Source organism: Nocardia sp. NPDC058658 (genome assembly GCF_042716665.1).
Lineage (GTDB): Bacteria > Actinomycetota > Actinomycetes > Mycobacteriales > Mycobacteriaceae > Nocardia.
The window spans coordinates 552016-574526 of record NZ_JBHXRR010000001.1; the positions used below are offsets into that span (position 1 = coordinate 552016).

Genomic DNA, 22511 nt, shown 5'->3' on the forward strand with positions numbered 1-22511 from the left:
GAACTAGAATTTGTTCATGCAAGCAAACCCGCAGGATCGGACGTTCACCGAGGTAGGCCGGCGGGCGCAGATCGTTGCCGCGGCGATCGAGACGATCGCCGAATTGGGTTATGCCCATACGTCGTTCGTCAAGATCGCGAAGCGGGCGGGGTTGAGCAGTCCCGGGATGATCTCGTATCACTTCGCCGGCAAGAACGAGCTCACCGAGCAGGTCGTGCTCGAGCTCTACACCCGGGCGGGCGCCGCGATCGGGTCGCGGGTCGAGGAGGCGCCGAATGTCGCCGCGGCTCTGCGTGGGTACCTCGAAGCGAACCTGGCGTTCATCAAGGAATATCCGACCGATGTGCGGGTGGTCGCCGACATCTTGATGAATTGTCGCGGCGCCGACGATCGGCCACGGTACGACGGCGCCGACGATCTTGTTCGACACCTCGAGTCGATCCTGCGTTCCGGGCAGGACAGTGGTGAGTTCCGCGCCTTCGCGACCAGGCCGATGGCGATCGTCATCCGAGCGGCTGTCGATGCGGCGGGCGCGGGTATCGCGGCGGATCCCGACTTCGATATCGACTCCTACACGGCCGAATTGGTGACCATGGTGGAACTCGCCACCGGAAACGACTCCTGATGACAGCGGTCGAGGCCACGAGACACAGTCGAACTGCCACTCTCATAACGCTTTTCGCCGATACCGCCGTCCCGCTGGCCATGTTCTACGTGCTGCGTGCGGCGGGCGTGGACCAGTGGCTCGCACTGGTCGTCAGCGGCGCGATTCCCCTTGTCCTGCTTGTCTATCGGCTCGTCACCGAACGCCGCGTCGAGACCCGAACTCTGTTCACTCTCAGCATCCTGCTGTGCGGCACCGCGGTGGGCCTGGTCACCGGCGATCCCCGACTGCTGGTTGCCAGGGAGAGCTACCTGACCGGGTTGGCCGGGCTGTGGACGATCGGCACCTTGCTGGCGGCCCGGCCGTTCGTGCTGAGCGCGACGCTGTCGCTCATGCCCGAGCCGACCGCCCGCTCCTGGCAGGACAGTTGGCGCGACGACCCCACCTTCCGCCGTGCGATGCGATTGCTGACGCTCGCCTGGGGCTGCGCCTTCCTGCTCGACGCCGGTGCCCGCCTCGTCATGGCCTACACATTGCCCCTCGATCTCGTCCCTCTGCTCAGCACGCTCTTGTTGGTCGCCATGTTGGTCGGCGTCGTTCAAGTCGCCAAGAGGTATGCCGGGCGCCACGACGCTCGATGAGCTCGATCAAGGAACGAGCTTGCCGAGGATGTCGCGTAGTGCGTCGCGCTCGCGGTCGGTGAGTCGGCCGAAGAAGTCGTCGGCGTCTTTCGCGCGGGCCTCGGCCAGGGTGGACAGTGTTCGCTTGCCCAGTGCGGTCACCGACACGAGGATCGCGCGGCGGTCTGTCGGGTCGGGCTGCCGAGTGACCAGTTCGGCTTCCTCGAGTGCGTCCACCACTTCCGTGGCCGAGCGGGGGCTGATGCGCAATGCATCGGCGATGGCCGAGGGACGAAGGCCGTCGTGTTCGCCGGTCACGCGGAGAGCGCGGGCCTGGTGTGGGGTCAGTCCCAGCGGGGCGTAGGCCGCTGACCAGCGCCGACGGAGCGTCCTGGCCACCTGCATCAGGAGGTCGCTCTCGTTGTCGGGCATAAACTCGCCTCTCGATTCGTTTACCCAACCAGATAGTGAGGTAACCTCAGCATAACTGCACAACCCAAGGGGGTTGCATATATGACAGACAAAGAATCACGGCGTACCCGCCGCACCGACCCGGCTGACCGCGACCAGCTGCGTGAGTCGCCGGTGTCCCTGCGCCGGGTCGCCGCGCTCTTCGCGCCGTACCGTCTTCAGCTCACCCTACTGACCGTCCTGATCGTGGCGGGTTCGACGATCGGCCTCGCCTCGCCGTTCCTGCTGCGCCTGGTGATCGATGACGCGCTGCCACAGCAGAATGTGTCGCTGCTGCTCTGGGCCGTGGGCGGCATGCTCGCCGTCACCGTGCTCACCGCGGTGCTCGGCGTCGGCCAGACCCTCATCTCCACCACCGTCGGACAGCGGGTCATGCATGTCCTGCGTGCCGATGTGTTCCGCCACCTGCAGCGGCAGTCGCTGGCGTTCTTCACCCGCACCCGCGGCGGTGAGGTGCAGTCGCGGCTGATCAACGATGTCGGCGGCATGCAGTCGGTGGTCACAAGCACGGCCACCTCCATCGCCAGCAATGTCACCACCGTGGTGGGCACAGCCGTCGCGATGGCGGTGCTGTCGTGGCGGTTGTCGCTGCTGTCGCTGGTGGTGCTGCCGCCGGCGATCTGGCTGACCCGGCGGGTGGCTCTGCTGCGCCGCACGATCAGCGCTCAGCGCCAACGTCATCTCGCCGACCTGCACGGTCAGGTCGAGGAGGGGCTTTCGGTGAGCGGGGTGCAGCTGGGCAAGACGCTCGGCACCGGGCCGCTCGCCTCTGCTCAGTTCGAGGAGACCTCGCGCGAGCTGGTCGACCTCGAAGTGCGCGCGCAGCTGGCGGGCCGCTGGCGGATGGCCACCATGAGCATCGTCTTCGCCGCCATTCCCGCGGTGATCTACCTCGCCGCGGGCCTGCCCGCGACCAGCAGCGGCATGACGATCGGCACGCTGGTCGCCTTCACCACTCTGCAAGCCGGGCTCTTCCGGCCACTGATGGCGCTGCTCAATGTCGGTGTCGAAGTCACCAGTTCGATGGCATTGTTCAGCCGCATCTTCGGCTACCTCGACCTTCCGGTCGAGATCGACGAGCCTGTTCAGCCGGTCGACTTGGACCCTCGCGATGTCGTGGGCGAAGTCCGCTTCGACAATGTCAGCTTCCGCTACGACGCCGCCGGCCCCGACGTGCTCGACGACGTGTCGCTGGTCGTGCCGCCAGGATCGACACTCGCCCTCGTCGGCGAAACCGGTTCCGGCAAAACCACTCTCGCCTCGCTCGTGGCGCGACTGCACGACGCGACCGGCGGCCGGGTGAGCATCGACGGCATCGACGTCCGCGACCTCGAACTCGACACCCTCGCCCGCATCGTCGGCGTGGTGTCCCAGGAGTCCTACCTGCTGCACACCACCATTCGCGAGAATCTCCGCTACGCCAAACCCGAGGCCACCGACGCCGAGATCGAACGCGCCGCCCGCGCCGCCCAGATCCACGACCTGATCGCCTCGCTCCCCCACGGCTACGACACCGTGGTCGGCGCCCGCGGCCACCGCTTCTCCGGCGGCGAAAAGCAGCGAATCGCCCTGGCCCGCACCCTCTTACGCGACCCGCGCGTCCTGGTGCTCGACGAGGCGACCAGCGCCCTCGACAACGAAACCGAGCGCGCGGTCCAGGCCGCCATCGACGTCGTGGCCCAGGGCCGCACGGTCATCACGATCGCCCATCGCCTCACCACCATCCGCGACGCCGACCAGATCGCCGTCCTCGACCACGGCCGAGTCGCCGAACTGGGCAACCACCCCACACTGCTCGACCACGGCGGCCGCTACGCCCAACTCAGCGGCGCCAGCGAGATTGTTGCGGCCTAGTTCACGAAGCGACCCAGTAGTGGTACTGCCTCGCCCGGGTGCTTGGCGTGGAAGCCCTCGCCGAGGGCTTGTAGTTGCCAGTCCCCTTCGCCGCGAAAGACTTTCGCCATGGCCATCGCGGTGAACGGCATGCCGCCGGTGAGGGAGTAGCGGGCCAGTTCGGTGTCGGTGGTGTTGTCCACGAGGCGGCAGAACGCGTTGGTGACCTTCTCGAAGGTGTGGCCCTGATAAGAGGTGACGACGAACAGGAGCGTCGTGACATGGGCGGGGACGCGGGTCAGGTCGACGAGCAGGACCTCGTCGTCGCCGTCGCCCTCGCCGGTGAGGTTGTCGCCCTGGTGGCGGATCGAGCCGTCTTTGGACGCGAGTTGGCCGTAGTAGGCGACGTCGACGAGGTTCCGGTCGGCGAACATCGCCACCCAGGCATCCAGGTCGATCTCGATCTCGCGGCGGCCGAACAGCCCACCGCGCCGGACCGGATCCCAGCCCAAGCCCATCCGGATGAAGGTCAGTGCGACGCCGCCGTCCTTGCGGAGGGTGACCCGCTGCCCTTTCGCCAGGGTGACGCGGCGATTCTTCGACAACGTGACCTCGCCGGCGGAGGCCGGTGGTGTCGGCCGGTGACCGGCATTCGGGAGGCGCGGCGGGTCGGTCACCGGCCGCGGTGGTGTGGCGGGATAGACCGGAGCGGAGGTGACGACCGGTGGTGGCGAGTCGACGGTGATGCCGTGATCGGTGACCAAATCCGCGAACCCACCCGCGTACCCCGCGCCGACCGCACGCACCTTCCAGCCACCTTGCCGCCGGTAGAGCTCGACCGCGATCACCACGGACTCGGTCGTCAAACCGTCGATCCGGTACTCGTACAACCGATTCCCGCCGCCGTCGGCGACGACCACCGACGGTGCCACGAAACGACCGAACGTGGCGCCCACGTCATCGAGGGTGATCACCGCCCGAATCTGGGCGATATCGCCCGGCACCTGACCCAGCGACACCGCCAACGCCGACGGCTGCCCCGGCATCGCCGGTTGCAGGCGAACTCCGGGCCCCATCGGCTGGTTGTAGAACACGAAGTCCGCATCGCTGCGCACCTTCCCCGTCTCGGTAACCAGCAGCGCCGACAACTCCGCGGACGCCGCGACCTGCACCGACACCACGACATCCCCAACACTCAGCGGACCGTTCTGCCCCTTCGCCAAATTCGTCGCCACCCGCGGCCTCTCCCCCAAACGAACACTTGGTTCCACTGTACGAGAAACCCTTTCGCACCAGCGGTGAAAACCGCACGTACTCGCGGATGTCGGTGCCCCTTGCTACTTTTCGCGAGATCGATCTCCACGAACTGAGCGAGGACGCATGACCGCCGAAACCACCTATCTCGAACTGTCCGACGACGCGGGCTCCTCGCACAAGTTCTACGAGGTGATCGTCGCCGGAACCGAGGTGAGCATCCGGTTCGGTCGCATCGGCGAGCAGGGCCAGTCCAAGGCGAGCTCCTTCGCGACCGAGGACAAGGCACGCTCGGCCGCGCAGAAGAAGATCGGCGAGAAGGTGCGCAAGGGGTACGCGCCCGCTGTGATGGGCGCGCGGGAACGCCGCACCGTCACCCGGCGCAGCATCACCAGCCAGCGCTCCACCGCCAAGTCCGCGCCCGTGCTGTGGCGTTTCGACTCCGGTGCCGCCGCGTTCGGCATCTTCGTCGACGGTCAGCGCTGCTGGGTCGGCAACGAATCCGGCGAGGTCTTCACCCTCACTCCCGCGGGCGTGGTGACCAACCGTTTCAAACTGCCCGACGCCGTCAAATGCATTGTCGCCGACGACTTCTGGATCTACGCGGGCTGCGATGACGGTCGCGTCTACGACCTGTCCGGCAAGGTCCCCCGCGCCGCCTACGACGTCTCCGCCGACGACGTCTATTGGCTCGATATCCACGACGGCATCCTCGCCGCCTCCGACGCCGCGGGCGGCCTGACCGTCATCGACCACGAAGAGGAATCCCTCTGGTCAGCTCGAAGCAAGGGCAACTCCGGCTGGATGGTCCGCGTCGACCCCACCGGCGTTTACCACGGCCACAGTGCCGGCGTCACCAAATACCACCTGGAAACCGGTCGCTCACAGTGGAATTCGTCCACCCGTGGCGCGGTCCTGTTCGGCTGGCAGGAATCCGACACCGTCTACGCGGGCACCTCACACAACCAGGTCGAGGAGATCACCAAGCAGGGCGAGCCCACCCGCATCTACCAGTGCGATGCCGCCGTCTTCTCCTGTGCCGCCTCCCCCGACGGCCGCTATGTCTTCGCCGGCGACTCCCACTCCTCGGTCTACTGCTTCGACGCCACCGGCACCCGCCTGTGGAAACTCGCTACCGGCTGCGGCTCCGCCTACTCCATGCAGTACCACGACGAGAAGCTCTACCTCGTCACCACCTCCGGCGCCCTGGCCTGCCTCGATGTCAGCGAATCCGCCATCCGCGAGGCCGACCGAGGCGTGCTACCGACCACCCGCTCGGTGAAGGCCCCCGAATTCTCGGCTGTGGTCCCCAGCACCACCCTGGAAGTCACCACCGATGTGGGCACCGGCGTCATCGTCGAATGCCTCCAGCACGGCGATTCCCTGCGCGTCCACGTGGTCTCTCCGGGCTACGACCCCGGCTGGAACGTTCAATTCCCCCGCGACATCCGTCACGCGGGCGCCCGCTACGTCGTCGACGCGGTCTCCGAATCCGCCCGAGGCGGTTTCTACCGCGTCCGCGGCGATATCCGCCGACTCGGGTAAACGCACCGCACGCGGCTGTGAGCAGGCAATCGACGGGTTGCTACCGTGGTGCGACAGTTCGGAGAGTTCCATGCCCACCCAGATCACCGCGCTCGCGGTCAGTAAGTCTTTCGACGGCGATCCCGTCCTCACGGATGTGACGTGTGCGCTCGAGGTCGGCGAGCGGACCGGGATCATCGGGGAGAACGGGTCCGGCAAGACCACGTTGCTGCGGTTGTTCGCCGGGCGGGTGCAGCCCGACAGCGGTGAGATCGTGGTCCATGCCGAGGGTGGCGTCGGGTACCTGGCGCAGGACGAGCAGCTGCCCCAGCACCTCACGGTGCAGCAGCTCATCGACCGAGCCCTTGCCGAGTTGCGCGCGGTCGAAGCCGAGATGCGTCGGCTCGAGGTCGCGATGGCCGAGGGCGACGAGTCCGGGATCGACGAATACGGTGAGCTGACAATACTTTTCGAACATCACGGCGGTTACGACGCGGACGCGCGCGTGGAACAGGCGTTCCACGGACTCGGCTTGGATCTGGTGGATCGCGACCGCAGGATCGGCGAGCTGTCGGGCGGTGAACAGGTCCGGTTGCGCCTGGCCGCGGTGCTGGCGGCGGATCCGGAAGTGCTGCTGCTGGACGAACCGACCAATCACCTCGACGACGTCGCCCTGACCTGGCTCGAAGACCACCTGCTCGCCCGGCGCGGCACGACGGTGGCGGTCTCGCACGACCGGGCATTCCTCGAGCGGGTGACAACGAGCCTGCTGGAGGTCGACGCGGACCGGCAGCGCGTGGTCCGCTACGGCGACGGTTACCCGGGATATCTGGCGGAGAAGAAGGCCGAACGAGCGCGCTGGGTGCAGGCGCACGCGCAATGGCTGGCCGACACCGAACGCTACCGCGAGGCCGCCGACACCACCGCCCGCCGGGTCGCCCCTGGTCGGGGGATGGCCGACAACAACAAGATGGCCTACAGCCGTGCGGGCGGTCGGGTGCAGCAATCGGTGTCCAGCCGGGTGCGCAACGCACAGGAACGGCTGCGTCGCCTCCTGGCCGACCCGGTCCCCGCACCACCGCAACCCCTGCGTTTCGCGCCCGCCCTGACCACCGCGGGCGCCGGCGGAACCATGCTCGAGGCCACCGACATCTCCGTCACGGGCAGGCTCGAGCCGACCAGCCTGACACTGAATGCGGGCGACCGCCTGCTGATCACCGGCCCGAACGGCGCGGGCAAGACAACCCTGCTGCGCACGCTGGCCGGTCAACTGACACCCGATGCCGGCACCGTCACCAAGCACGGCAAGATCGGCTATCTCGCCCAGGAACCACCGCCCGCCGTCCGCGGCCGCATGATGTTCGTCGCCTTCGCCCGCGATCGCCCCGGCGACCCCGAATTCCACGGCAACCAGCTACTCTCCCTCGGCCTGTTCGACGTCTCCCAGTTCACGACCCGCGTCGAGGACCTGTCGACCGGCCAGCGCCAGCGCCTCGCCCTGGCCCGCCTGGTCACCGAACCCGTCGACGTCCTGCTCCTGGACGAGCCCACCAACCACCTGTCACCGGCCCTGGTCGAGGAGCTGGAAACCGCCCTCGCCCATTTCCCGGGCGCCATCGTGATCGTCAGCCACGACCGCCGCCTGCGCAGCCGCTGGGAAGGCGACCACCTCGCCCTGCGGGCGTCGGTCTCGGTGTAACCGCAGCTCAAACTTCGGCGGGCACCGGGCCGAGCATTTCGATGCCGTGTTCCTGGGCCAGGGCGAGCACCTGCTCCATCGTCGGCCGCCGGCCCGGCGCGCCAAGGACAGCGGCGGCACGCGTGAAACCTTCCATCGCCGCGCCGGGTGTGTGGACGACGAAAGCTACTGCGTCGGAGTCGGATTCGTTGCGGATGGTGTGGGGGGTGCCGCCGGCGAGCGGGACCACGTCGCCGGGGCCGGCGCGGTGGCGGGTGACGCTGTCGCCACCGACGTAGAAGGTGAACTCACCTTCGGTGACGTAGTACACCTCGCTGTGGTCGTGGCGGTGCATCACCGGCGGCCCGCCGCCGGGCGGCATTCTGGTTTCGACCGCGAAAAGGTGTCCGTGGGTTTGGGCGGAGCTGGTGAGCACGGTGATCTGATCGGTGCCGAGCTGCCAGCATTCGGATGTCGTACGATCGACAGGTAACTTGTCCATATCCCCACGATAGACAGGATCCCTGTCGATGTCAACGGTTCCTCTCGTCGCCGACGGCGGCTCGTGCCCCACCAACACCGCTGTGCTGTTGCGCGAGGCGTTCGCCGCGCTCAACGACATCGCGCTCGCCCGCCTCGCCGCGGCGGGTCACGACGCCGTCCGCCCCGCGCACGGGGTGGTCTTCCAGCATCTCGACGGCACCGGGACCACGGTCAGCACGCTCGCCGAACGAGCGCAGATGACCAAGCAATCCATGGCCGAACTCGTCGCCTACCTGGAACAACACCACTACGTGACCCGCGAACCCGACCCTAAGGACCGGCGCGCCAAACTCGTCGTCCCCACCGACCGAGGCCGCGAAGTCATCACCATCGCCCAATCGACAATCCCCTCGATCGAAGAAGGACTCGGCCAACTCCTGGGCACCGCCCGCACCGAACAACTGCACACAGACCTCCTCGCGATCATCGAGGCAGCGAAGTCACGACAGCTGGGGATTCCAGTCCGCGATTGACCGATTGTCGGCAGATTCTACGAACGTCTCATCGCTGCCCTGGCCGCGCCCGTGCTGCCGATGATCAGGAGCACGGCAGTGAGTGCCCAGCGCCGCTGTTCGACCACCACCGGCTGGGCGACAACGGCTTCCGGCTCTCTCGCGGGCTGTGCGATCAACTTCGCCGGCGTGGGGACTGGCGTGGGCGGAGGTTCCGCGGGTGAGGGCAGCGGGGCCGGTTCGGGGCTGACCGACACGCTCGGAGTGGGTGATGGTGACGGTGGCCGTTCGCGGGTAGGTGTTGGTTCCGGGGCAGATGTCCGTGGTGGTTCGGGGGCGGGTGGCGGTGTCGCCGGTGGGGCGGGGGCCGAGGGCAGGGGCGCCGGCGGCGGTTTCGGCGGTGCGGGAGCAGGCAACGGGACCGGCGGTGCGGGAGCGGGTAGCGGGGCCGGCGGCGGTGGGACGGGCAACGGGAGCCGTGGTGCCGGCACTTCCGGGCCGTCGAACGGGCGGGCCGGGGCGGGGAATTCCAGACCATCGAGGGGTGGTGCCGGCACTGGTGAGACTTCGTACGAGTGATCAGGGACGGGTACTTTCGGACCCTCGAAGGGACGAATCTCCGGCTCCTCAAATGACCGCGTCGGCGGTACGCGAGGCGTGGGTTCGACTGTCGGCGCATCGACGCGAGGCGGCGGTACGACGACACTCGGCCGCTCAACCGACGGGGGCGGTGCGGGGTTGATCGTCAGGAAGAGCGACGGTCGCGGTTCCTGCGGCCGATCGGGCACGGTGGGCCCGCCGGGAACCGCACCGACAGACCCCGGCGCGAACAGGCCGACTCCCGCCAGCACGGCGGCCCAGATCACCACCCGCACAGTCTTTTTCACCTCAGCTGTGCCAGCACAGCGTCGAATGCCGTCGGCGCGACAGCCGCCGCCCGGCCATACGGGTTCTGCAGTTCGAAGATGGTGAAGATCATGAACGTCACCACCGCCGCGAAACTGGACACCACGATGACGTGGACGCGCGCGCTGGTGCCCGCGAACAACAGCGATAAACCCACCGACAGCAGCGCGCCGAGTGCCAGCGCCAGCCACATCATCGGCGACAGTGTGCTGCCCGCGGCTTCGATCCTGACCTGCCTGGCCTCGTAGACCTCCCACAGCCGGTCGGCCGCCGCGATCTGGCGCGAGCGTTGCCATTCGTCGGCGGCAGGGGTCGCGGCGATGGCGGGGCGCACCGCCGACAGCTGATTCCACGCCGTGTCGTCGACCACGGCACCGGCGGTCATGGCGGGCCACTCGATTTCGATCACCTCGCCGGTATAGGCGTGCACCGCGCTGGTGACGGTGCTGCGGGCCGGTTCCGACAACGCGTCGCCCGCCCACTGCAGGGCGAGCAGTCGGTCCGCTTCGTCGGAGGCGGCCTTCGCCGCGCCCGCATTGGTGTCGAGCACACCGATGAGCAGGAACGACGCCAGCACCACCTGCAGTCCGCCGACGAGGGTGAAGACCTGTCCCACCGACTCGTTGGTGGACTCACCGTCGCGGCCCTTACCGCGCTTGCGCACGAAATAGGCGGCGGTCCCGGCCAGTCCTGCGGCGACGATCACCCACAGCAGTGCTTCCCACAGCATGTTTCAGTAGTCCTTCGTCGTCGATGATGCGCGCCGGAAATTCGGGGAGGACACGTGACCGTCAACCACGGAACAGCAAGGGGGCCAACGGAGTCGAGGTTAGGCCGCAGGTGCGAGGACCGCAATGACCAAGCAAACCACCGACGACGACCACCGGGTGACCGGAATCGGCAGGCCGGACCCGCCTTCGGAGCCGTCTACGGCCCACCCCTCGCAAGTCGGTCCTGGCACGACATCCCGGCGAACCTGGCACGGAATGCGAGTGTCGTCCACCCGACGCCGCGCAGATCCACCGGTGCGGACGCGTCATCGAATTAGACTGTTATCCTTGCCTTTTCGAGAGCAGTTCCAGTTGTCGACAGGTGCAGGCAACCGGTGACGGAGACGCGTCCCACCCCGTTTCCGGCGACCGCACACCCTTGCGCGGAGGTGGGATATGCACGGCGAGGCGGGCGCGCACAGCATCGGTACCGAACGACGCTCCAGCCGACAAAAGTCCGCTTTGTTCGATTTGGGGCAATCGGCGAGCGAATTGCTCGAAACTGTCTGCCCGATGGATCGACCCTGCCCGGCCGACGATCGCGGCGTAACTTTGCGCGGACCGCGTGATCTGCAGCGGGTGGCCTTCGGCTGCCACCTCCGCGCCAAGGAGGATTTCGCCGCCACACTGTGGACCTCGAGCACCGGGTCGGTACTGGTCGCCCGCCTGCGCTCCTCCGACATCACCGCCGAACGCGGAACCCGCACCGCCCCCGACCATTACAGCCACTACCTGCAACTGGGCTTGGTGCTCACCGGGCGCGCCACCCTCGAACAACGCGGGCACCGGTCGACCGCGGTGGCCGGGGAAGCGTTCGCGCTGTGCCTCGACAGCCCGTACCGGGCGGCACTCACACGCCGCGAAAACCCGGCCACCGATGTGCTGTCCCTCTACCTGCCGGTCGATTCGCTGACCGCCTGGGGCCTCGACGCCGCCGCGGCAGGTGGCCGGTCGTGGCCGTTGTCACGGGCGGCGGTGTCGGCGCTGATGTTCGCTCGCGATATAGCCTGTGGTGCAACGAGTCCCGGCCATCTGCGGATCGTCGCGCGCATCGACGAGATCATGTTCCGGGCGGCGGTGGTCGCGTTGCTCGAGCGCGATCTCGCCGATGCGACAAGGGAATTGACGGCCGAGGACGTGCTGCGCCGCCGAGCGGCCGACTTCATCGACCGTAATTTCGCCGATCCGGCGGTGAATCCGGACGCGGTCGCGGTCCGGTTGCACGTGAGCAGGCGAACGCTGTTCCGCGCGTTCGAACTTCAGGGCATGTCCGTGGGGCGGCTCATCCGCTCCCGCAGACTGGCCGCCGCCGCGAGCGCCCTCGGTGACGGTACCCGCGGCCTACGCGACATCGCCGACAGCTGCGGTTTCCGCACGGTCGACCAGTTCTCCCGCGCCTTCCGCGCCAAGTACGGCGTCACCCCCGCCGCCTATCGCACCGCGCGACGCCGCGATGCCATGGCGGGGTGGTGACCACGGTCAGGGACTCGGCGCGACACCGAGTACTTCCCGGCCGATCTCGCCCGCGAGCACCTCGGTCGAATACGCCATGAGCTGCCCCGCCTCGGCATCGCGCAGGTGTCGCTGAATCGGCGACCCACGCAGATAACCCGACGCGCCACCCACGCGCACACCCAGCTGCGCGACGTCCACGGCCACCTTGTTCGCCAGATACTTCGCCCGCGACAGCGTGGGGAAGAAGGCGGGGTTCGCGCTGTCGGCTTCGCGCAAGCCCTGGTCGTAGAGGGCGTGCGCGGCGGCGAGCCGGATCTGCGCGTCGGCGACCTCGTGCTGCACCCACTGCTGGTGGGACAGCGGATTACCCAGGATCATCCGCGACCGCGCGTGCTCGACCAGTGCGCCCAGCGCCGCATCGGCGACGCCGAGGGAGATGGCGGGCAGCCCGGCCGGAATCGCCGCGAAATCGCCCGGTCCCGGTGCGCGACCGCGGTATTCGGCGCGCAATACGGTGTTGTCGAAGGCCAGCAGCTGACTGCGGGTCGCCCGCAAACCGAGGGTGTCCCAGATCGGGATGATCGAGACGGACTCGTCCGGAACCACCCCGAAGAACGTCGGCGCCCCCTCGACCAGCGCGTTCACCAGCAGGTAGTCCGCGATCTCGCTGCCGGAGACGAACCGCTTCGCCCCGGTGAGCGACCAGCCACCCGCCACCGGTTCGGCCACCTGCTGCGGTTGCAGAAAGCGGTTCCCGCTGCCCGGTTCGGACAGGGCGTTGGCGAACCGCTTACCCGCGAGGAACTCGTCGGCGAAAAACGAACTGCCGGTCAACTCCGCCAGCCCGACCCCCGCACCGACGTGCATCACCCAGATCGTCGCGATGGACGGGTCCGCCTTCGCCAGCATCCGGACCACCGCCCCGAACGACTGGTAGCTCAATCCGAACCCACCCAGCCGCCGGGGCAGCACCGCCCGGTCCACCTCCGCGTCGTGCAGCGCGGTCAATTCCTCGACCGGAATCTCGGCCCGCTCGTCGTAGCCTGCCGCGTCGGCGGCGAAACCCACCACCAGCTCGGCCACCCGATCCAGGATCTCCTGCTCACTGATCACGAATTACCCTCCACTCGAACGGAATCCGACCAGGATACGCAGCGCGGGCCCTCGTGCTCAGTTCAGCGCGGAAGCTTTGTCGTTGCGCAGAACCTTGGTGTAGGCGGTGTCGGTGGACAGGCTCCACTGCGGGCCGACGAAGACGTTCTTCGCCGCCGCGTCGCCGTAGAGCTGGTACTTCAGCCAGTTGATGATGAGCGGGTGAAAGCCGTTGTCCGCCTTGCCGACGTCCAGGTGACCCTCGCCGCCGAGTTCGGCGAACCAGGCGGGCACCTGCGTGGTGCGCTTGTACTGGTCGAGGACCCACCCCGGGCGCACGATGTTGTCCTTCTCCCCCGCCAGGTACAGGGTCGGCACACGCAGCTCGTCCTGTTGGTTGCCCGGGCCGGGCTGGATCGCCAGGACCGTGCTCACGATCTCGTTCGAGCCCGAGTTCACCGCTGCGAGCCCGCCCTGGGAGTGGCCCGAGATGGCGATCTTGGTGGTGTCGATCTTGCCGAAGTAGACACTGTCGGCCTGGTCGTTGGCGGCGATCAGGGTGCGGGCGCCGTCGAGCACCTTCTTGCCGCCGTCGAGGTTGGACTGGGTGGTGTTGGCCGCGGCGACGATGAAGCCGGCCTTGGCGAGGTTGCGCAACAACCCGTCGTAGAAGGAGACCTTCGCGCCGGTGCCGTTGCCCCACGCCACCACCGGGTACTTGGCGTTGCTGAGGGTGCTCGGCCGGTAGAAGGTGGTTGTGGTGGTCTTCTCCACGGTCACCTCGGCGGTCGAGCCAGGCCCGTCCAGCTCCGGGGCATCCTCCTCGATCGGGGCGTTCTCGGCGCTGGTCGGCGCGGCCGAACCGCTGCCCGCACTGCCGGAATCACCCGAACCGGCGACGGGCGAGGCGCCGGCTTGCAGCGAAACCGACCCTCCGATGAGCGCGACCGCGGCAACGGCGGCGATGACGATGCGACGAATATGCACAGAATTTCCTTCCGGTGAGTGAATTCGGCTCATCGTCACGGCCTCGAGCACCGGGTTCGCCGCATTGCCCGGTCTTCGATTTCCGATCTCAGGAAGCGGAAGAATTCGCAGTGGCGCGTCACTGACCCGCCGCCGCGCGACGCGTAATGTCACCCCTCATGCCGACCGGCGGTAGTAGACAAGTCCGCGCCGCGCGCAAACGCAAGAAGCGCATGGCCAACGCCACCCACGACCTCACCGACTCCCAATGGGACGCGCTCAAAACGTCATGGGGCGGCTGCGCCTACTGCGGCGCACCCGCCCCTTCCCTGCAAAAGGACTGCGTCCAGGCCATCTCCCGCGGCGGCCGCTACACACTCGGCAACGTGGTCCCCGCGTGCGGGTCGTGCAACGCCAGCAAGTGCAACGCCGAGGTGACCAGCTGGCTGCGCCGCAAGAAGCTCGACGAACGCTCGTTCCTCGTGCGCCACTACGAGATAGCGACCGAACTCACCACCCGGTTCGCTCAGCAGCAGCCGCCCAGCGCGGAGTCTTCCGACGCCGCCCGTCCTGAATTCGATTGAGATACAGCACTATTCGACAGGCGCGACACCCGCCCGAGTCCTACGCTGGGGGTGGCTCGGTTCGAGTGGACCGGGCATGGAGGAGGGGACTCCCGTGGCGGAGCAAATCGACGCGTTCGACGTGAACACACCGAGCATCGCGCGTGCCTATGACGCGGTACTCGGCGGCAAGGACAACTACCAGGCAGACCGCGCGGTGGCCGACCACCTGCGCGCGACATTGCCGCAGATCGGCGAACTGGCCTGGCTGAACCGGGCTGTTCTCGGCAGAGGCGTGCGATATCTCGCCGAAGAGGCGGGGATCCGGCAGTTCCTCGATCTCGGCGCAGGCCTGCCGACCATGGAGAACACCCACCAGGTCGCCCAGAGTGTCGACCCGGCGGCCCGGGTGGTCTATGTCGATATCGACCCGATTGTGCTGGCACACGGGCGGGCGCTGCTCGCCACCAACGACAACACCCGGGTCGTCACCGCCGACCTACGCGATTCGAGCACGGTGCTCGAACTGGCCGAAGTACGGGAGATGATCGACTTCTCGGAGCCGGTCGCGATCATGCTCGTCGGAATGCTGCACCACCTGCACGATGACGAGGATCCCGCGGGCATCGTCAAGGCCTACCTGGACGCGGTGCCGTCGGGCAGTTATGTGTTCATCACCCACTTCTGCGATTCCGGCGACGAGGCCCGCGAACTCGAGAAGACCTTCCTGACTTTCCTCGGCACCGGACGCTTCCGCACCACCGACGAGCTCAGCGAGTTCTTCGCCGGCCTGGAAATGGTCGAACCCGGCCTGGTCTACCTGCCGCGGTGGCGTCCGGACCGGATCGTCCGCGACAAACTCACCCTTCCCGAACGCCTCATGGTCGGAGCGATCGCCCGCAAGCCATGAGCAAAACCCGGCCGCCCCGAATACTCAGGGCGGCCGGGTACGTGCGCAATTTTTCCGCCGGTTTCGGAGTGGACCGGTGACTGAGCGGATGCACCGATAGCGTGACTTGTCAGGACGCTCTGTGGACCGGCGGCGGGGTCCAGGTTCCGTCGAGGGCTGCGGCGTCGGGCGCGTAGAGGCGCAGGGTGATGCCCATCGGGGCACTCGGCGCGGGGAGCCAGTTCGCTACGCGGTCGGGGCCGGGGTTCTTGTGTGAGATGTAGATGTCGAGCGATCCGTCGGCGTTGTAGTTCAGCGGATCGCGGTCGCCGAGGGCGTAGCGGTCCAGTTCGTTGGCGATCTGGAAGCCCTCGAGGTCGTACATGGTGACCGACCAGAATGCCGCGACCGGCGGTAGCTTGTCGGCGTCGAAGTGGAGTACGTAGTTGTCGTCGCCGACGAGGGGGTTGCCCGCGGCGTCGCGAACCAGCAGCGGGTAGATCGCGTCCTCGGCGGGGTTGGCGCCGAGGCCGATCAGGGTGACCGCCGACCGGCGGAAGTAGTCGTTGCCGTAGACGCCGATGGTGTACAGGATGCTCATCCAGCCGTCGATGGGCGGGATCATCGTGGTTCGCGCGGCGAGCAGGTCGGCGCGCGCGGCGCTGACGCCTGCGTCGATCTCGGCGAGGTCGGCGGTGGAGAACCGCTTCGCGTCGAAATCCTGACCGACAACGATACCGAGCAGCGAGATGCGGGCGAGAACGGAGAAGTCCGTCGCGTGCGCGGGGATCGTCTTCAAGACGTTGGCGGCGTGGCCGAAGAACTCCGTCGCGGGCATCTCGTTGACTTGGCGGAGCGGTTCGATCTCGCTGACCAGGGCCGGATCGGCGGTGAACGGCGTCCGGTCACCGAGTGCGGTGATCCGCAGTCCGTTCTGGAACTCGTTGACCGATGCGTAGTCGTCGGGGCCATTCGCCTGGGTTCGCCCGATCACCCACACGATCGGGGTCGGCGCCTGGATCACCGGGATGCCCGCGGGTAGCTCTCCGCTATAGCTCGGCCCGACGACGACATAATCCTGGGCCTCGGTGCCGGTCGTCCGCTTGCCGGGGGTGGCGAAGGCGTCCGTCCAGGCGTCGAGCATCGGCATCATGTAGTACCGGCCGTGGCTGTCGGGAATGTGGATCTGGACCGGCCCCTCGGTGAGATCCAGCCATGCCGACGAGTACAGCGTGTCGAAGTTCGGGCGCACGACCGCGCGGAAATCGACATCAGGCAATTCGTACATGTGATGGAACTGGTTCGGCGGTCCGAAACCCGGGGTCTTCCCGGCCGGTGAGTTCGTCTGCTGCCGACGAGTGACATCCATGGTGACCAGTGAGTAGAGGTAGACATACGCCTCGTAGCTCAAGGTTTTCAGATCGCTGGACAACACGCTCATCACGCCTCCGTTGCAGATCATGGTCCCGGTGGGGTCGGCCGCATCCATCGTCGGTGCCGACGCCGTGCGAGACATCACCCGCAGGGGATGAATTGCGCGGTTCCGAATCGACGGCGTGCTGTCAATCGCACGCGCCTCCGTACCGAACGCGGAGCAGGTAGTCGTAGCCGGCCCGGATTTGTGTGGGGTTCCAGACCTGGTCGCGCTTGAATTCGGTCTCGGACTCGCTGGACCAGGTCTTCGGGCCGCCCGCCGACAGGGTCATGAGCTGGGTGTGGCACGCCCGTTCCAGCAGTACGGAATACATGACAGCCGTCGCCGCGTCGGGGCCGACGGTGACCGCGCCGTGGTTCGGAATGAGGACCGCGTCGTTGTCGCCGAGGGTGGTGGCCAACGCGGCGCCGAGGGTGGCGGTGTCGATCAGGGCACCGGTTTCGGTGAAACGCGGTAGCCGCGAGTAGGCGAACAGCACCCCGTCGTGGGAGATCGGGCGGATTTCGCAGTTCAGCGAGGCGAAAGCCGCCAGCGCCGGTGCGTGGGTGTGCACGACGCTGCCGACGTCGGGTCGGGCCGCCATGATCGCGGTGTGGATGGGGTATTCGAGGTGGCGTCGGCCTGTTCCGTCGAGAACGGTGCCCTCGGGTGAGACGAGGACGACCTTGTCGTCATCGATTTCCTCGAATCCCCACCCGGATGCCTTCATCCACACGCCACGGCCCTCGGGATCGCGGACCGAGGCGTGTCCCCACACCATGTCGCCCAACCCGGCGACCGCCAGTGCGCGGCTCGCCTGCACGACGTGGGTTCGTGGGTCGGTCACGGTGTCTCCTGGCGATCAGAGGGAGTGGGCGACGGCAGGGTCGAGTACCAGTACTTCGGTGGTCTCGGGCGCGAGATTCTTCAGCAGCTGGCAGTGCATGTTCTGGTGCGCGGGCGCCAGACCTGCCTGGTGAATCGGCACCACCACGCGCGGGGCGATCGACCGCAGATAGTCGATGCCCTCGCCGATCTTCATCCACGGCCCGCCGATCGGCAGCAACAGCACATCGACCGCGACACCGATCTCGTCGAAGGCGTCGCCAGGGTGGAAGACGACGTCATCGACCAGATAGCCGACGTTCTCCGAGGTGGGCAAGGCCGAATGGATGCAGGCGTGCTCACCACCGGTGACCACGATGTCGTGACCGAGCACTGTCAGCTTCTGGCGCGGCCGCACCACGTGCGCGGGCTTGCGCATGTGTTCGGGAAAGTCGGGGTCGTCCAGTGCCGCGAGGGTGCCCTCGCCGACGATCAACTCGGCGGCGGGGTTGGCTGCCATCAGCGCCGCGAGCCGGGGAGCGTCGAGGTGGTCGGGGTGGGCGTGGGTGATGAGGATCAGGTCGAGGTCGGTCAGGTCCTCGAAACCCTGCGAGTAGGTACCGGGGTCGAACAGGATTCGCGTCGAGGTGCCCGCGTTCGGGATCTCGACGAGAACGCAAGCGTGCCCGAAGTGGGTGATGTTCACAGCTTTTCGCCTTTCGTTCGGAGCGCGACGTTCAGGGGTTGACCACGGTCATCCACATCGGCTCTTTGCGGTTCACCATCGCCTCGACCGCGGTGTCGGCATCGGAGAGGGGGAAGCGCTGGGTGATCAGGTCGTCCACGTTCAGCGCGCCGGAACCGAGCAGCGCGAGGACCTGTTCGGCATCGGACCGGGTGCAGGCGCGGGTGCCGACGAAGCGCCAGCAGTTCACCATCAAGGCCAGTGGCGGCAGGGACAACGGCGTGGTGTTGCCGCCCATGTGGGCGAGGGTGCCGCCGGTGCGCAGCGCCGCCATCGCTTGACCGGTGGCCGCGCCCGCCGGGATGTAGTCGGCGACGGCGTGCACACCGGCCGGTGCCAGTTCGCGCAGCCGACGGGTGAGGCCGCCGGTGCTCTCCCAGTCGGGCGGCAACTCGTCGAGGGCGACGGTTTCGACCTCGACCTTGCCCGCCAGCGGCGTCACCGCGGCGAGCCGTTCGGCCGAGCGCCCGACCAGCAACAACCGGGCGATGCCGAAATGCTCGGCCAGTTTGATCGTCGCCGTGCCCATCGTCCCGGTGGCGGCGGTGGTGACAACGGTCGAGCCCAGCGGCAACTGCGCGCACTTCAGGATCCGCACGACATTGGCCAGATCGTGCACCTTGGCGGCCACGTCGAAGCTGACATTGCCGGGGAGCTGGTCGATCAGCCAGTGCGGCACCCGGATGTATTCGGCGAGGCCACCGTCGTGGTAACGCTCGTAGAGCGGCATCGGCACCGCGCCGAAGCCCGCGTGCCCGATCATCGCCTGTTGTGGGCACATCATGTCGCGGTCGGTGCGGCAGTAGTCGCAGGTGCGGCAGTTGAGGTTGGGGTGTACCCGTACGCGATCACCGACCGTGACGTCGGTGACCTGCTCCCCCACCGCGGCGACGGTGCCCGCGGCTTCGTGTCCGAGAGTTGTCGGAAGGTGTTTGAACGCACCCATTCTCAGCAGTGCCATCATGCCCGGCGCCAGCCCGGCCGAGACGACCTTCACCACCACGTCGAGTGGTCCTGGCTGGGGAATCGGGATCTGTTCGAGGGTCAGGGTGTGTGAGCCTTGGTTGGCACGGGCGGCGAGCATGGTCATCGCGAGCTACTTTCCCCGGCGAGGGCATCGAGGTGTTCGGGTGTGCAGGGCTGTGCGGTGCGGGAGTTCTCGGCGACCTGGGGCAGGGCGAGATGGGAGAGCAGGCTGAGATAGGCACCGTCTTCCTGGCCGACGCTGGTGTGGGCGATGCCGAGCGGGATCCGCACGAAGTCGCCCGGACCGAGTTCGACGATCCCGCGTTGGGTCACCAGGGTGCGGACGCCGCTGATCTGGTACTGGATCTCGTCGGCGTCGAGGGTGCGGGTGTAGCGCCGCACGTCATCGCGTTCGGTCGTGAAAGTCTCTGTGCCCAGCCTGAATCGGTCCGTCGCGAACAGCGGATTCGACCCGGGCCCGACAGCGAAGACCGACATCCGGTCGTGTTCGTCGTTGACTCGATCCAGGAGCGCGTGCTCGTCGATGGGGAACACGGCGATGTCGTGGCCAAGTGATCCCATGCACTGGGTGACGGCCTCGTTGAGCTGTCCTGGCTGCCAGCCGGGAAACGGTGGCAGCACGGCCGCCGAAGTGCGCACGGCACTGCCGGTTTCGGTGACCGGGGCCGGAATGTAGAACAGCAGATGGCTTTCGGTGCGTCCGTAGTTGTCGTGCGCGACCCCGCGGGGAATGCGGGAGAACTCGCCGGGCCGGTGTTCGATGGTGCCGAGTTCGGTCATCAGGGTGCGTTCGCCATCGATCTGGTAGGAGATCTCGTCGACGTCGCAATTGCGGTGGTAGAAGGGCTGGCGATTGTCCATCGTCTGCCATTCGATGCGGATCTGGTCGTTCTCGTAGACCCCGCGCGGTGGCGCGAACGGCCGCGCCTGGTACTGCTGGGGGAAGTGGACGACCGTCAGTGGCGGATGATCGCGCCACAGTTTCATCGGCAGCTTGCCCGCGTGTGGCGGGGCCAGCAGGTCCCGTTCGTCGCGGCGGATGCTGCGCAGGGGAACCTCGGACGTCATGGTGACGACGTCTTCGATGACAACACTCATGCGGAGACCTCTTTGTCTCGTCAGGAAGCGAATTCGGCGACAGGCAGTGCCTGGTAGTAGGCCGCCGCGCCGGGGTGCAGGGGAATCGGGGTGATCCCCATGGTCGGCGGGTCCAGGGGGTAGGTAACGGGGCTGCGCTCTGGCGGCAGGTGCTGGTACTGCGCCTCGAGGAGGTGGCGGGTCTCCCCCAGAATCCAGGCCACGGCATAGGCGAGGTCCTCGGCCATGTCCGCGCGGGCCACGACGAGGAAATCGGAGAAGTCCAAGGTCTGGAAGGCGCTGCGGCCGGGGAAGAATCCGTCGGCGACCGTGGCGGCGGGCCACCCGAAGTCCCGGTCGAAGGAGGCGAGCACCTCGGGTTCGACTTCGAGGAAGCGGTAGTCGGCGCCGAACTGCTGCCAGTGCGGCAACATCACCGCCTCGTGCACGATGGCGTTGGCGCGCCCGGCGAGGACGTGATCGAGCGACTCGAAGGGCCGTTCGTCGCCGAGGAACTGCCCGCCCCAGCCTTCGACGTCAACGCCGGACCTGGCGAGCAGTTCGTGCGCGGCGAGGCCGACGGCATTGACCCCGTCATTGACCGACGTCGCCACCCGCAGCACCGGTTTCAGCTCGCGCAGCTCGGCGAACGTGCTGACCCCGAGATCGCCGTGGACGGCGAAGACCAGCCGATCCCGTTGGGGCACAACACCGAGCGCGCGCAGATCGGGATAGTGCTCGTCGCGGTAGGTGCCGCGGCCGTCGAGTGCGACCCTGGTGAACGCGGCGGGGGTGGTCAGGGCGATATCGACTTCACCGCGCCCTACCGCGCGCACGTTGTCGGAGAATCCGCGGCCGTTCCAGATGCCGACCCGCGTGTGTGGGCCTGCCCGGTCGGTGAGTTCCTGCGAGATCCAGCCGCACACCCGGTGCAGATTGGCTGTGCCCCAATCACCTTGGAGTTGCAGTCGCAGCGATCGGTCGATCCGGGGTTCGGTGGGGCGAGCACTCATGCCGGAATCACCTCGCCGCGAACCAGATTGCGGACCGATCCGACACCGTCGATCTCGACACTGACCTGGTCACCGTCGCGCAGGAACAACTGCGGGTCGCGGCGATAGCCGACGCCGCCGGGGGTGCCGGTCAGGATCACGTCGCCGGGGGTGAGGGTGGTGAAGGTCGAGATCTCGGCGATCAGCCGGGGGATGGAGAAGATCAGCATCGACAGGTCCGACTCCTGGACCTTTTCGCCGTTGAGCACGGTGCGGATACCCGCGCTCGACAGGTCGACCTCGGCCGGCGTCACCAACGCGGGGCCCAGTGGCGTGCTCGCCTGCCACGCTTTGCCCTGCATCCACTGGTGGGTCTTGTACTGGAAGTCGCGCATGGTGATGTCGTTGGCCGTGGTGTAGCCGAGAACGTGCTCGGCCGCGTCGGCTTCGGCGATGCGACGACCGGTTCTGCCGATGACGACCGCCAGTTCACCTTCGTAGTCCACCTGGGTCGACTCCGGCGGCAGCACGATGTCGTCGTAGGCGCCGATGAGACTGTCGGCGAATTTGGGGAACAGCACCGGATAGGTCGGCAGTTCGCGTTTGGTCTCGGTCACGTGCTCGCGATAGTTCAGCCCGACGCAGAACACCTTCGACGGGTTGGGCACCACCGGCAGCAGCCGCACCGCATCGATCTCGACGCGGCCACCGGTGTCACGCTCGGCCTCGGCCAGCACTTCCGCGGTGGTCGCGGAGCCGACTTCGGTGAGTCCGCGCAACGGAACCAGCGCCGAACCCTGCACTTCGCCGACGCGGCGCGCGCCGCGATGTTCGTAGGTCATGTACGCCAT

The 22511-nt window shown here is 67.4% G+C and carries 22 protein-coding genes; 9 read left to right on the forward strand and 13 right to left on the reverse strand.

Annotated features, from left to right (window positions below):
• The first annotated feature begins 16 nt into the window (after positions 1-16).
• Together ACFWUP_RS02690 and ACFWUP_RS02695 are read left to right on the forward strand one after the other, a co-directional pair.
• On the forward strand, positions 17-625 hold the full coding sequence (locus ACFWUP_RS02690; protein ID WP_379230051.1) for a TetR/AcrR family transcriptional regulator: 609 nt from the start codon (positions 17-19) through the stop codon (positions 623-625).
• Positions 625-1245 (forward strand): VC0807 family protein, encoded by a 621-nt coding sequence (locus ACFWUP_RS02695; protein WP_379230053.1) that lies wholly within the window; start codon positions 625-627, stop codon positions 1243-1245. The genes ACFWUP_RS02690 and ACFWUP_RS02695 overlap by 1 nt, the downstream gene beginning before the upstream one ends.
• Before the next feature lie 6 nt (positions 1246-1251).
• Here the strand turns inward: ACFWUP_RS02695 and ACFWUP_RS02700 are convergent, their stop codons facing one another.
• A complete protein-coding gene (locus tag ACFWUP_RS02700) occupies positions 1252-1656 on the reverse strand; it encodes a MarR family winged helix-turn-helix transcriptional regulator (RefSeq protein ID WP_379230055.1) in 405 nt (134 codons plus the stop codon).
• Between the two features lie 81 nt (positions 1657-1737).
• On the opposite strand from ACFWUP_RS02700, the gene ACFWUP_RS02705 reads away from it, so the two are divergent.
• A complete protein-coding gene (locus ACFWUP_RS02705; RefSeq protein WP_379230057.1) occupies positions 1738-3549 on the forward strand; it encodes an ABC transporter ATP-binding protein in 1812 nt (603 codons plus the stop codon).
• On the opposite strand, the gene ACFWUP_RS02710 is transcribed toward ACFWUP_RS02705, so the two are convergent.
• The gene (locus ACFWUP_RS02710) at positions 3546-4763 is read right to left on the reverse strand and encodes a TerD family protein (RefSeq protein ID WP_379230059.1); all 1218 of its coding nucleotides are present in this window, start codon (positions 4761-4763) and stop codon (positions 3546-3548) included. The genes ACFWUP_RS02705 and ACFWUP_RS02710 overlap by 4 nt on opposite strands.
• Before the next feature lie 145 nt (positions 4764-4908).
• Between ACFWUP_RS02710 and ACFWUP_RS02715 the strand changes: the two genes are divergently transcribed.
• Entirely contained in the window at positions 4909-6327 is a 1419-nt protein-coding gene (locus ACFWUP_RS02715) for a WGR domain-containing protein (protein ID WP_379230061.1), read from the forward strand.
• Positions 6328-6397: 70 nt separating this feature from the next.
• Positions 6398-8005: a ribosomal protection-like ABC-F family protein gene (gene abc-f / locus ACFWUP_RS02720; RefSeq protein ID WP_379230063.1), complete on the forward strand. Its 1608-nt coding sequence runs from the start codon at positions 6398-6400 to the stop codon at positions 8003-8005.
• Between the two features lie 7 nt (positions 8006-8012).
• Here the strand turns inward: abc-f and ACFWUP_RS02725 are convergent, their stop codons facing one another.
• Complete coding sequence (locus ACFWUP_RS02725) at positions 8013-8486, reverse strand: cupin domain-containing protein (RefSeq protein ID WP_379230065.1); 474 nt, start codon at positions 8484-8486, stop codon at positions 8013-8015.
• Positions 8487-8514: 28 nt separating this feature from the next.
• On the opposite strand from ACFWUP_RS02725, the gene ACFWUP_RS02730 reads away from it, so the two are divergent.
• The gene (locus ACFWUP_RS02730; protein WP_379230067.1) at positions 8515-9000 is read left to right on the forward strand and encodes a MarR family winged helix-turn-helix transcriptional regulator; all 486 of its coding nucleotides are present in this window, start codon (positions 8515-8517) and stop codon (positions 8998-9000) included.
• Positions 9001-9862: 862 nt separating this feature from the next.
• On the opposite strand, the gene ACFWUP_RS02735 is transcribed toward ACFWUP_RS02730, so the two are convergent.
• Complete coding sequence (locus tag ACFWUP_RS02735; protein ID WP_379230068.1) at positions 9863-10615, reverse strand: hypothetical protein; 753 nt, start codon at positions 10613-10615, stop codon at positions 9863-9865.
• 553 nt (positions 10616-11168) lie between these two features.
• Between ACFWUP_RS02735 and ACFWUP_RS02740 the strand changes: the two genes are divergently transcribed.
• A complete protein-coding gene (locus tag ACFWUP_RS02740) occupies positions 11169-12128 on the forward strand; it encodes a helix-turn-helix domain-containing protein (RefSeq protein WP_379230070.1) in 960 nt (319 codons plus the stop codon).
• A gap of 6 nt (positions 12129-12134) precedes the next feature.
• Here ACFWUP_RS02740 and ACFWUP_RS02745 read toward each other — a convergent pair whose 3' ends face one another.
• On the reverse strand, positions 12135-13223 hold the full coding sequence (locus tag ACFWUP_RS02745) for an acyl-CoA dehydrogenase family protein (protein ID WP_379230072.1): 1089 nt from the start codon (positions 13221-13223) through the stop codon (positions 12135-12137).
• A 57-nt stretch (positions 13224-13280) separates the two neighbouring features.
• Positions 13281-14189: a hypothetical protein gene (locus ACFWUP_RS02750; RefSeq protein ID WP_379230074.1), complete on the reverse strand. Its 909-nt coding sequence runs from the start codon at positions 14187-14189 to the stop codon at positions 13281-13283.
• Positions 14190-14347: 158 nt separating this feature from the next.
• Here ACFWUP_RS02750 and ACFWUP_RS02755 point away from each other — a divergent pair, with 158 nt between their 5' ends.
• Both ACFWUP_RS02755 and ACFWUP_RS02760 read left to right on the forward strand, forming a co-directional pair.
• The gene (locus ACFWUP_RS02755) at positions 14348-14752 is read left to right on the forward strand and encodes an HNH endonuclease (protein WP_379230076.1); all 405 of its coding nucleotides are present in this window, start codon (positions 14348-14350) and stop codon (positions 14750-14752) included.
• Between the two features lie 94 nt (positions 14753-14846).
• The gene (locus tag ACFWUP_RS02760; RefSeq protein WP_379230077.1) at positions 14847-15641 is read left to right on the forward strand and encodes an SAM-dependent methyltransferase; all 795 of its coding nucleotides are present in this window, start codon (positions 14847-14849) and stop codon (positions 15639-15641) included.
• A gap of 109 nt (positions 15642-15750) precedes the next feature.
• Here ACFWUP_RS02760 and ACFWUP_RS02765 read toward each other — a convergent pair whose 3' ends face one another.
• The 7 genes from ACFWUP_RS02765 to ACFWUP_RS02795 form a co-directional block, all read right to left on the reverse strand.
• On the reverse strand, positions 15751-17061 hold the full coding sequence (locus ACFWUP_RS02765) for a DUF1254 domain-containing protein (RefSeq protein ID WP_379230079.1): 1311 nt from the start codon (positions 17059-17061) through the stop codon (positions 15751-15753).
• A 121-nt stretch (positions 17062-17182) separates the two neighbouring features.
• Positions 17183-17881 carry a class II aldolase/adducin family protein gene (locus tag ACFWUP_RS02770; RefSeq protein WP_379230080.1) on the reverse strand — a complete coding sequence of 233 codons (699 nt, stop codon included), beginning with the start codon at positions 17879-17881 and terminating at the stop codon, positions 17183-17185.
• A 15-nt stretch (positions 17882-17896) separates the two neighbouring features.
• Positions 17897-18565 (reverse strand): MBL fold metallo-hydrolase, encoded by a 669-nt coding sequence (locus ACFWUP_RS02775; protein ID WP_379230082.1) that lies wholly within the window; start codon positions 18563-18565, stop codon positions 17897-17899.
• Positions 18566-18596: 31 nt separating this feature from the next.
• Positions 18597-19694 carry an alcohol dehydrogenase catalytic domain-containing protein gene (locus ACFWUP_RS02780; RefSeq protein ID WP_379230083.1) on the reverse strand — a complete coding sequence of 366 codons (1098 nt, stop codon included), beginning with the start codon at positions 19692-19694 and terminating at the stop codon, positions 18597-18599.
• Positions 19691-20689, reverse strand: coding sequence for a hypothetical protein (locus ACFWUP_RS02785; protein ID WP_379230085.1), 999 nt, complete (start codon positions 20687-20689; stop codon positions 19691-19693). The genes ACFWUP_RS02780 and ACFWUP_RS02785 overlap by 4 nt, the downstream gene beginning before the upstream one ends.
• Positions 20690-20709: 20 nt before the next feature.
• Positions 20710-21681: a TAXI family TRAP transporter solute-binding subunit gene (locus ACFWUP_RS02790; RefSeq protein WP_379230087.1), complete on the reverse strand. Its 972-nt coding sequence runs from the start codon at positions 21679-21681 to the stop codon at positions 20710-20712.
• On the reverse strand, positions 21678-22511 hold the full coding sequence (locus ACFWUP_RS02795; protein WP_379230089.1) for a fumarylacetoacetate hydrolase family protein: 834 nt from the start codon (positions 22509-22511) through the stop codon (positions 21678-21680). Before ACFWUP_RS02795 ends, ACFWUP_RS02790 begins: the two co-directional genes overlap by 4 nt.

Excerpts from the sequence above, each read along its gene's own strand:
- ACFWUP_RS02700 (WP_379230055.1), bottom strand. The coding sequence starts at position 1,656 with ATGCCCGACAACGAGAGCGACCTCCTGATGCAGGTGGCCAGGACGCTC.
- ACFWUP_RS02725 (WP_379230065.1), bottom strand. The coding sequence starts at position 8,486 with ATGGACAAGTTACCTGTCGATCGTACGACATCCGAATGCTGGCAGCTC.
- ACFWUP_RS02755 (WP_379230076.1), top strand. The coding sequence starts at position 14,348 with ATGCCGACCGGCGGTAGTAGACAAGTCCGCGCCGCGCGCAAACGCAAG.
- ACFWUP_RS02695 (WP_379230053.1), top strand. The coding sequence starts at position 625 with ATGACAGCGGTCGAGGCCACGAGACACAGTCGAACTGCCACTCTCATA.
- ACFWUP_RS02735 (WP_379230068.1), bottom strand. The coding sequence starts at position 10,615 with ATGCTGTGGGAAGCACTGCTGTGGGTGATCGTCGCCGCAGGACTGGCC.
- ACFWUP_RS02790 (WP_379230087.1), bottom strand. The coding sequence starts at position 21,681 with ATGAGTGCTCGCCCCACCGAACCCCGGATCGACCGATCGCTGCGACTG.
- abc-f (WP_379230063.1), top strand. The coding sequence starts at position 6,398 with ATGCCCACCCAGATCACCGCGCTCGCGGTCAGTAAGTCTTTCGACGGC.
- ACFWUP_RS02740 (WP_379230070.1), top strand. The coding sequence starts at position 11,169 with ATGGATCGACCCTGCCCGGCCGACGATCGCGGCGTAACTTTGCGCGGA.
- ACFWUP_RS02705 (WP_379230057.1), top strand. The coding sequence starts at position 1,738 with ATGACAGACAAAGAATCACGGCGTACCCGCCGCACCGACCCGGCTGAC.
- ACFWUP_RS02765 (WP_379230079.1), bottom strand. The coding sequence starts at position 17,061 with ATGAGCGTGTTGTCCAGCGATCTGAAAACCTTGAGCTACGAGGCGTAT.
- ACFWUP_RS02785 (WP_379230085.1), bottom strand. The coding sequence starts at position 20,689 with ATGAGTGTTGTCATCGAAGACGTCGTCACCATGACGTCCGAGGTTCCC.
- ACFWUP_RS02730 (WP_379230067.1), top strand. The coding sequence starts at position 8,515 with ATGTCAACGGTTCCTCTCGTCGCCGACGGCGGCTCGTGCCCCACCAAC.
- ACFWUP_RS02715 (WP_379230061.1), top strand. The coding sequence starts at position 4,909 with ATGACCGCCGAAACCACCTATCTCGAACTGTCCGACGACGCGGGCTCC.
- ACFWUP_RS02780 (WP_379230083.1), bottom strand. The coding sequence starts at position 19,694 with ATGACCATGCTCGCCGCCCGTGCCAACCAAGGCTCACACACCCTGACC.
- ACFWUP_RS02795 (WP_379230089.1), bottom strand. The coding sequence starts at position 22,511 with ATGGCGTACATGACCTACGAACATCGCGGCGCGCGCCGCGTCGGCGAA.
- ACFWUP_RS02690 (WP_379230051.1), top strand. The coding sequence starts at position 17 with ATGCAAGCAAACCCGCAGGATCGGACGTTCACCGAGGTAGGCCGGCGG.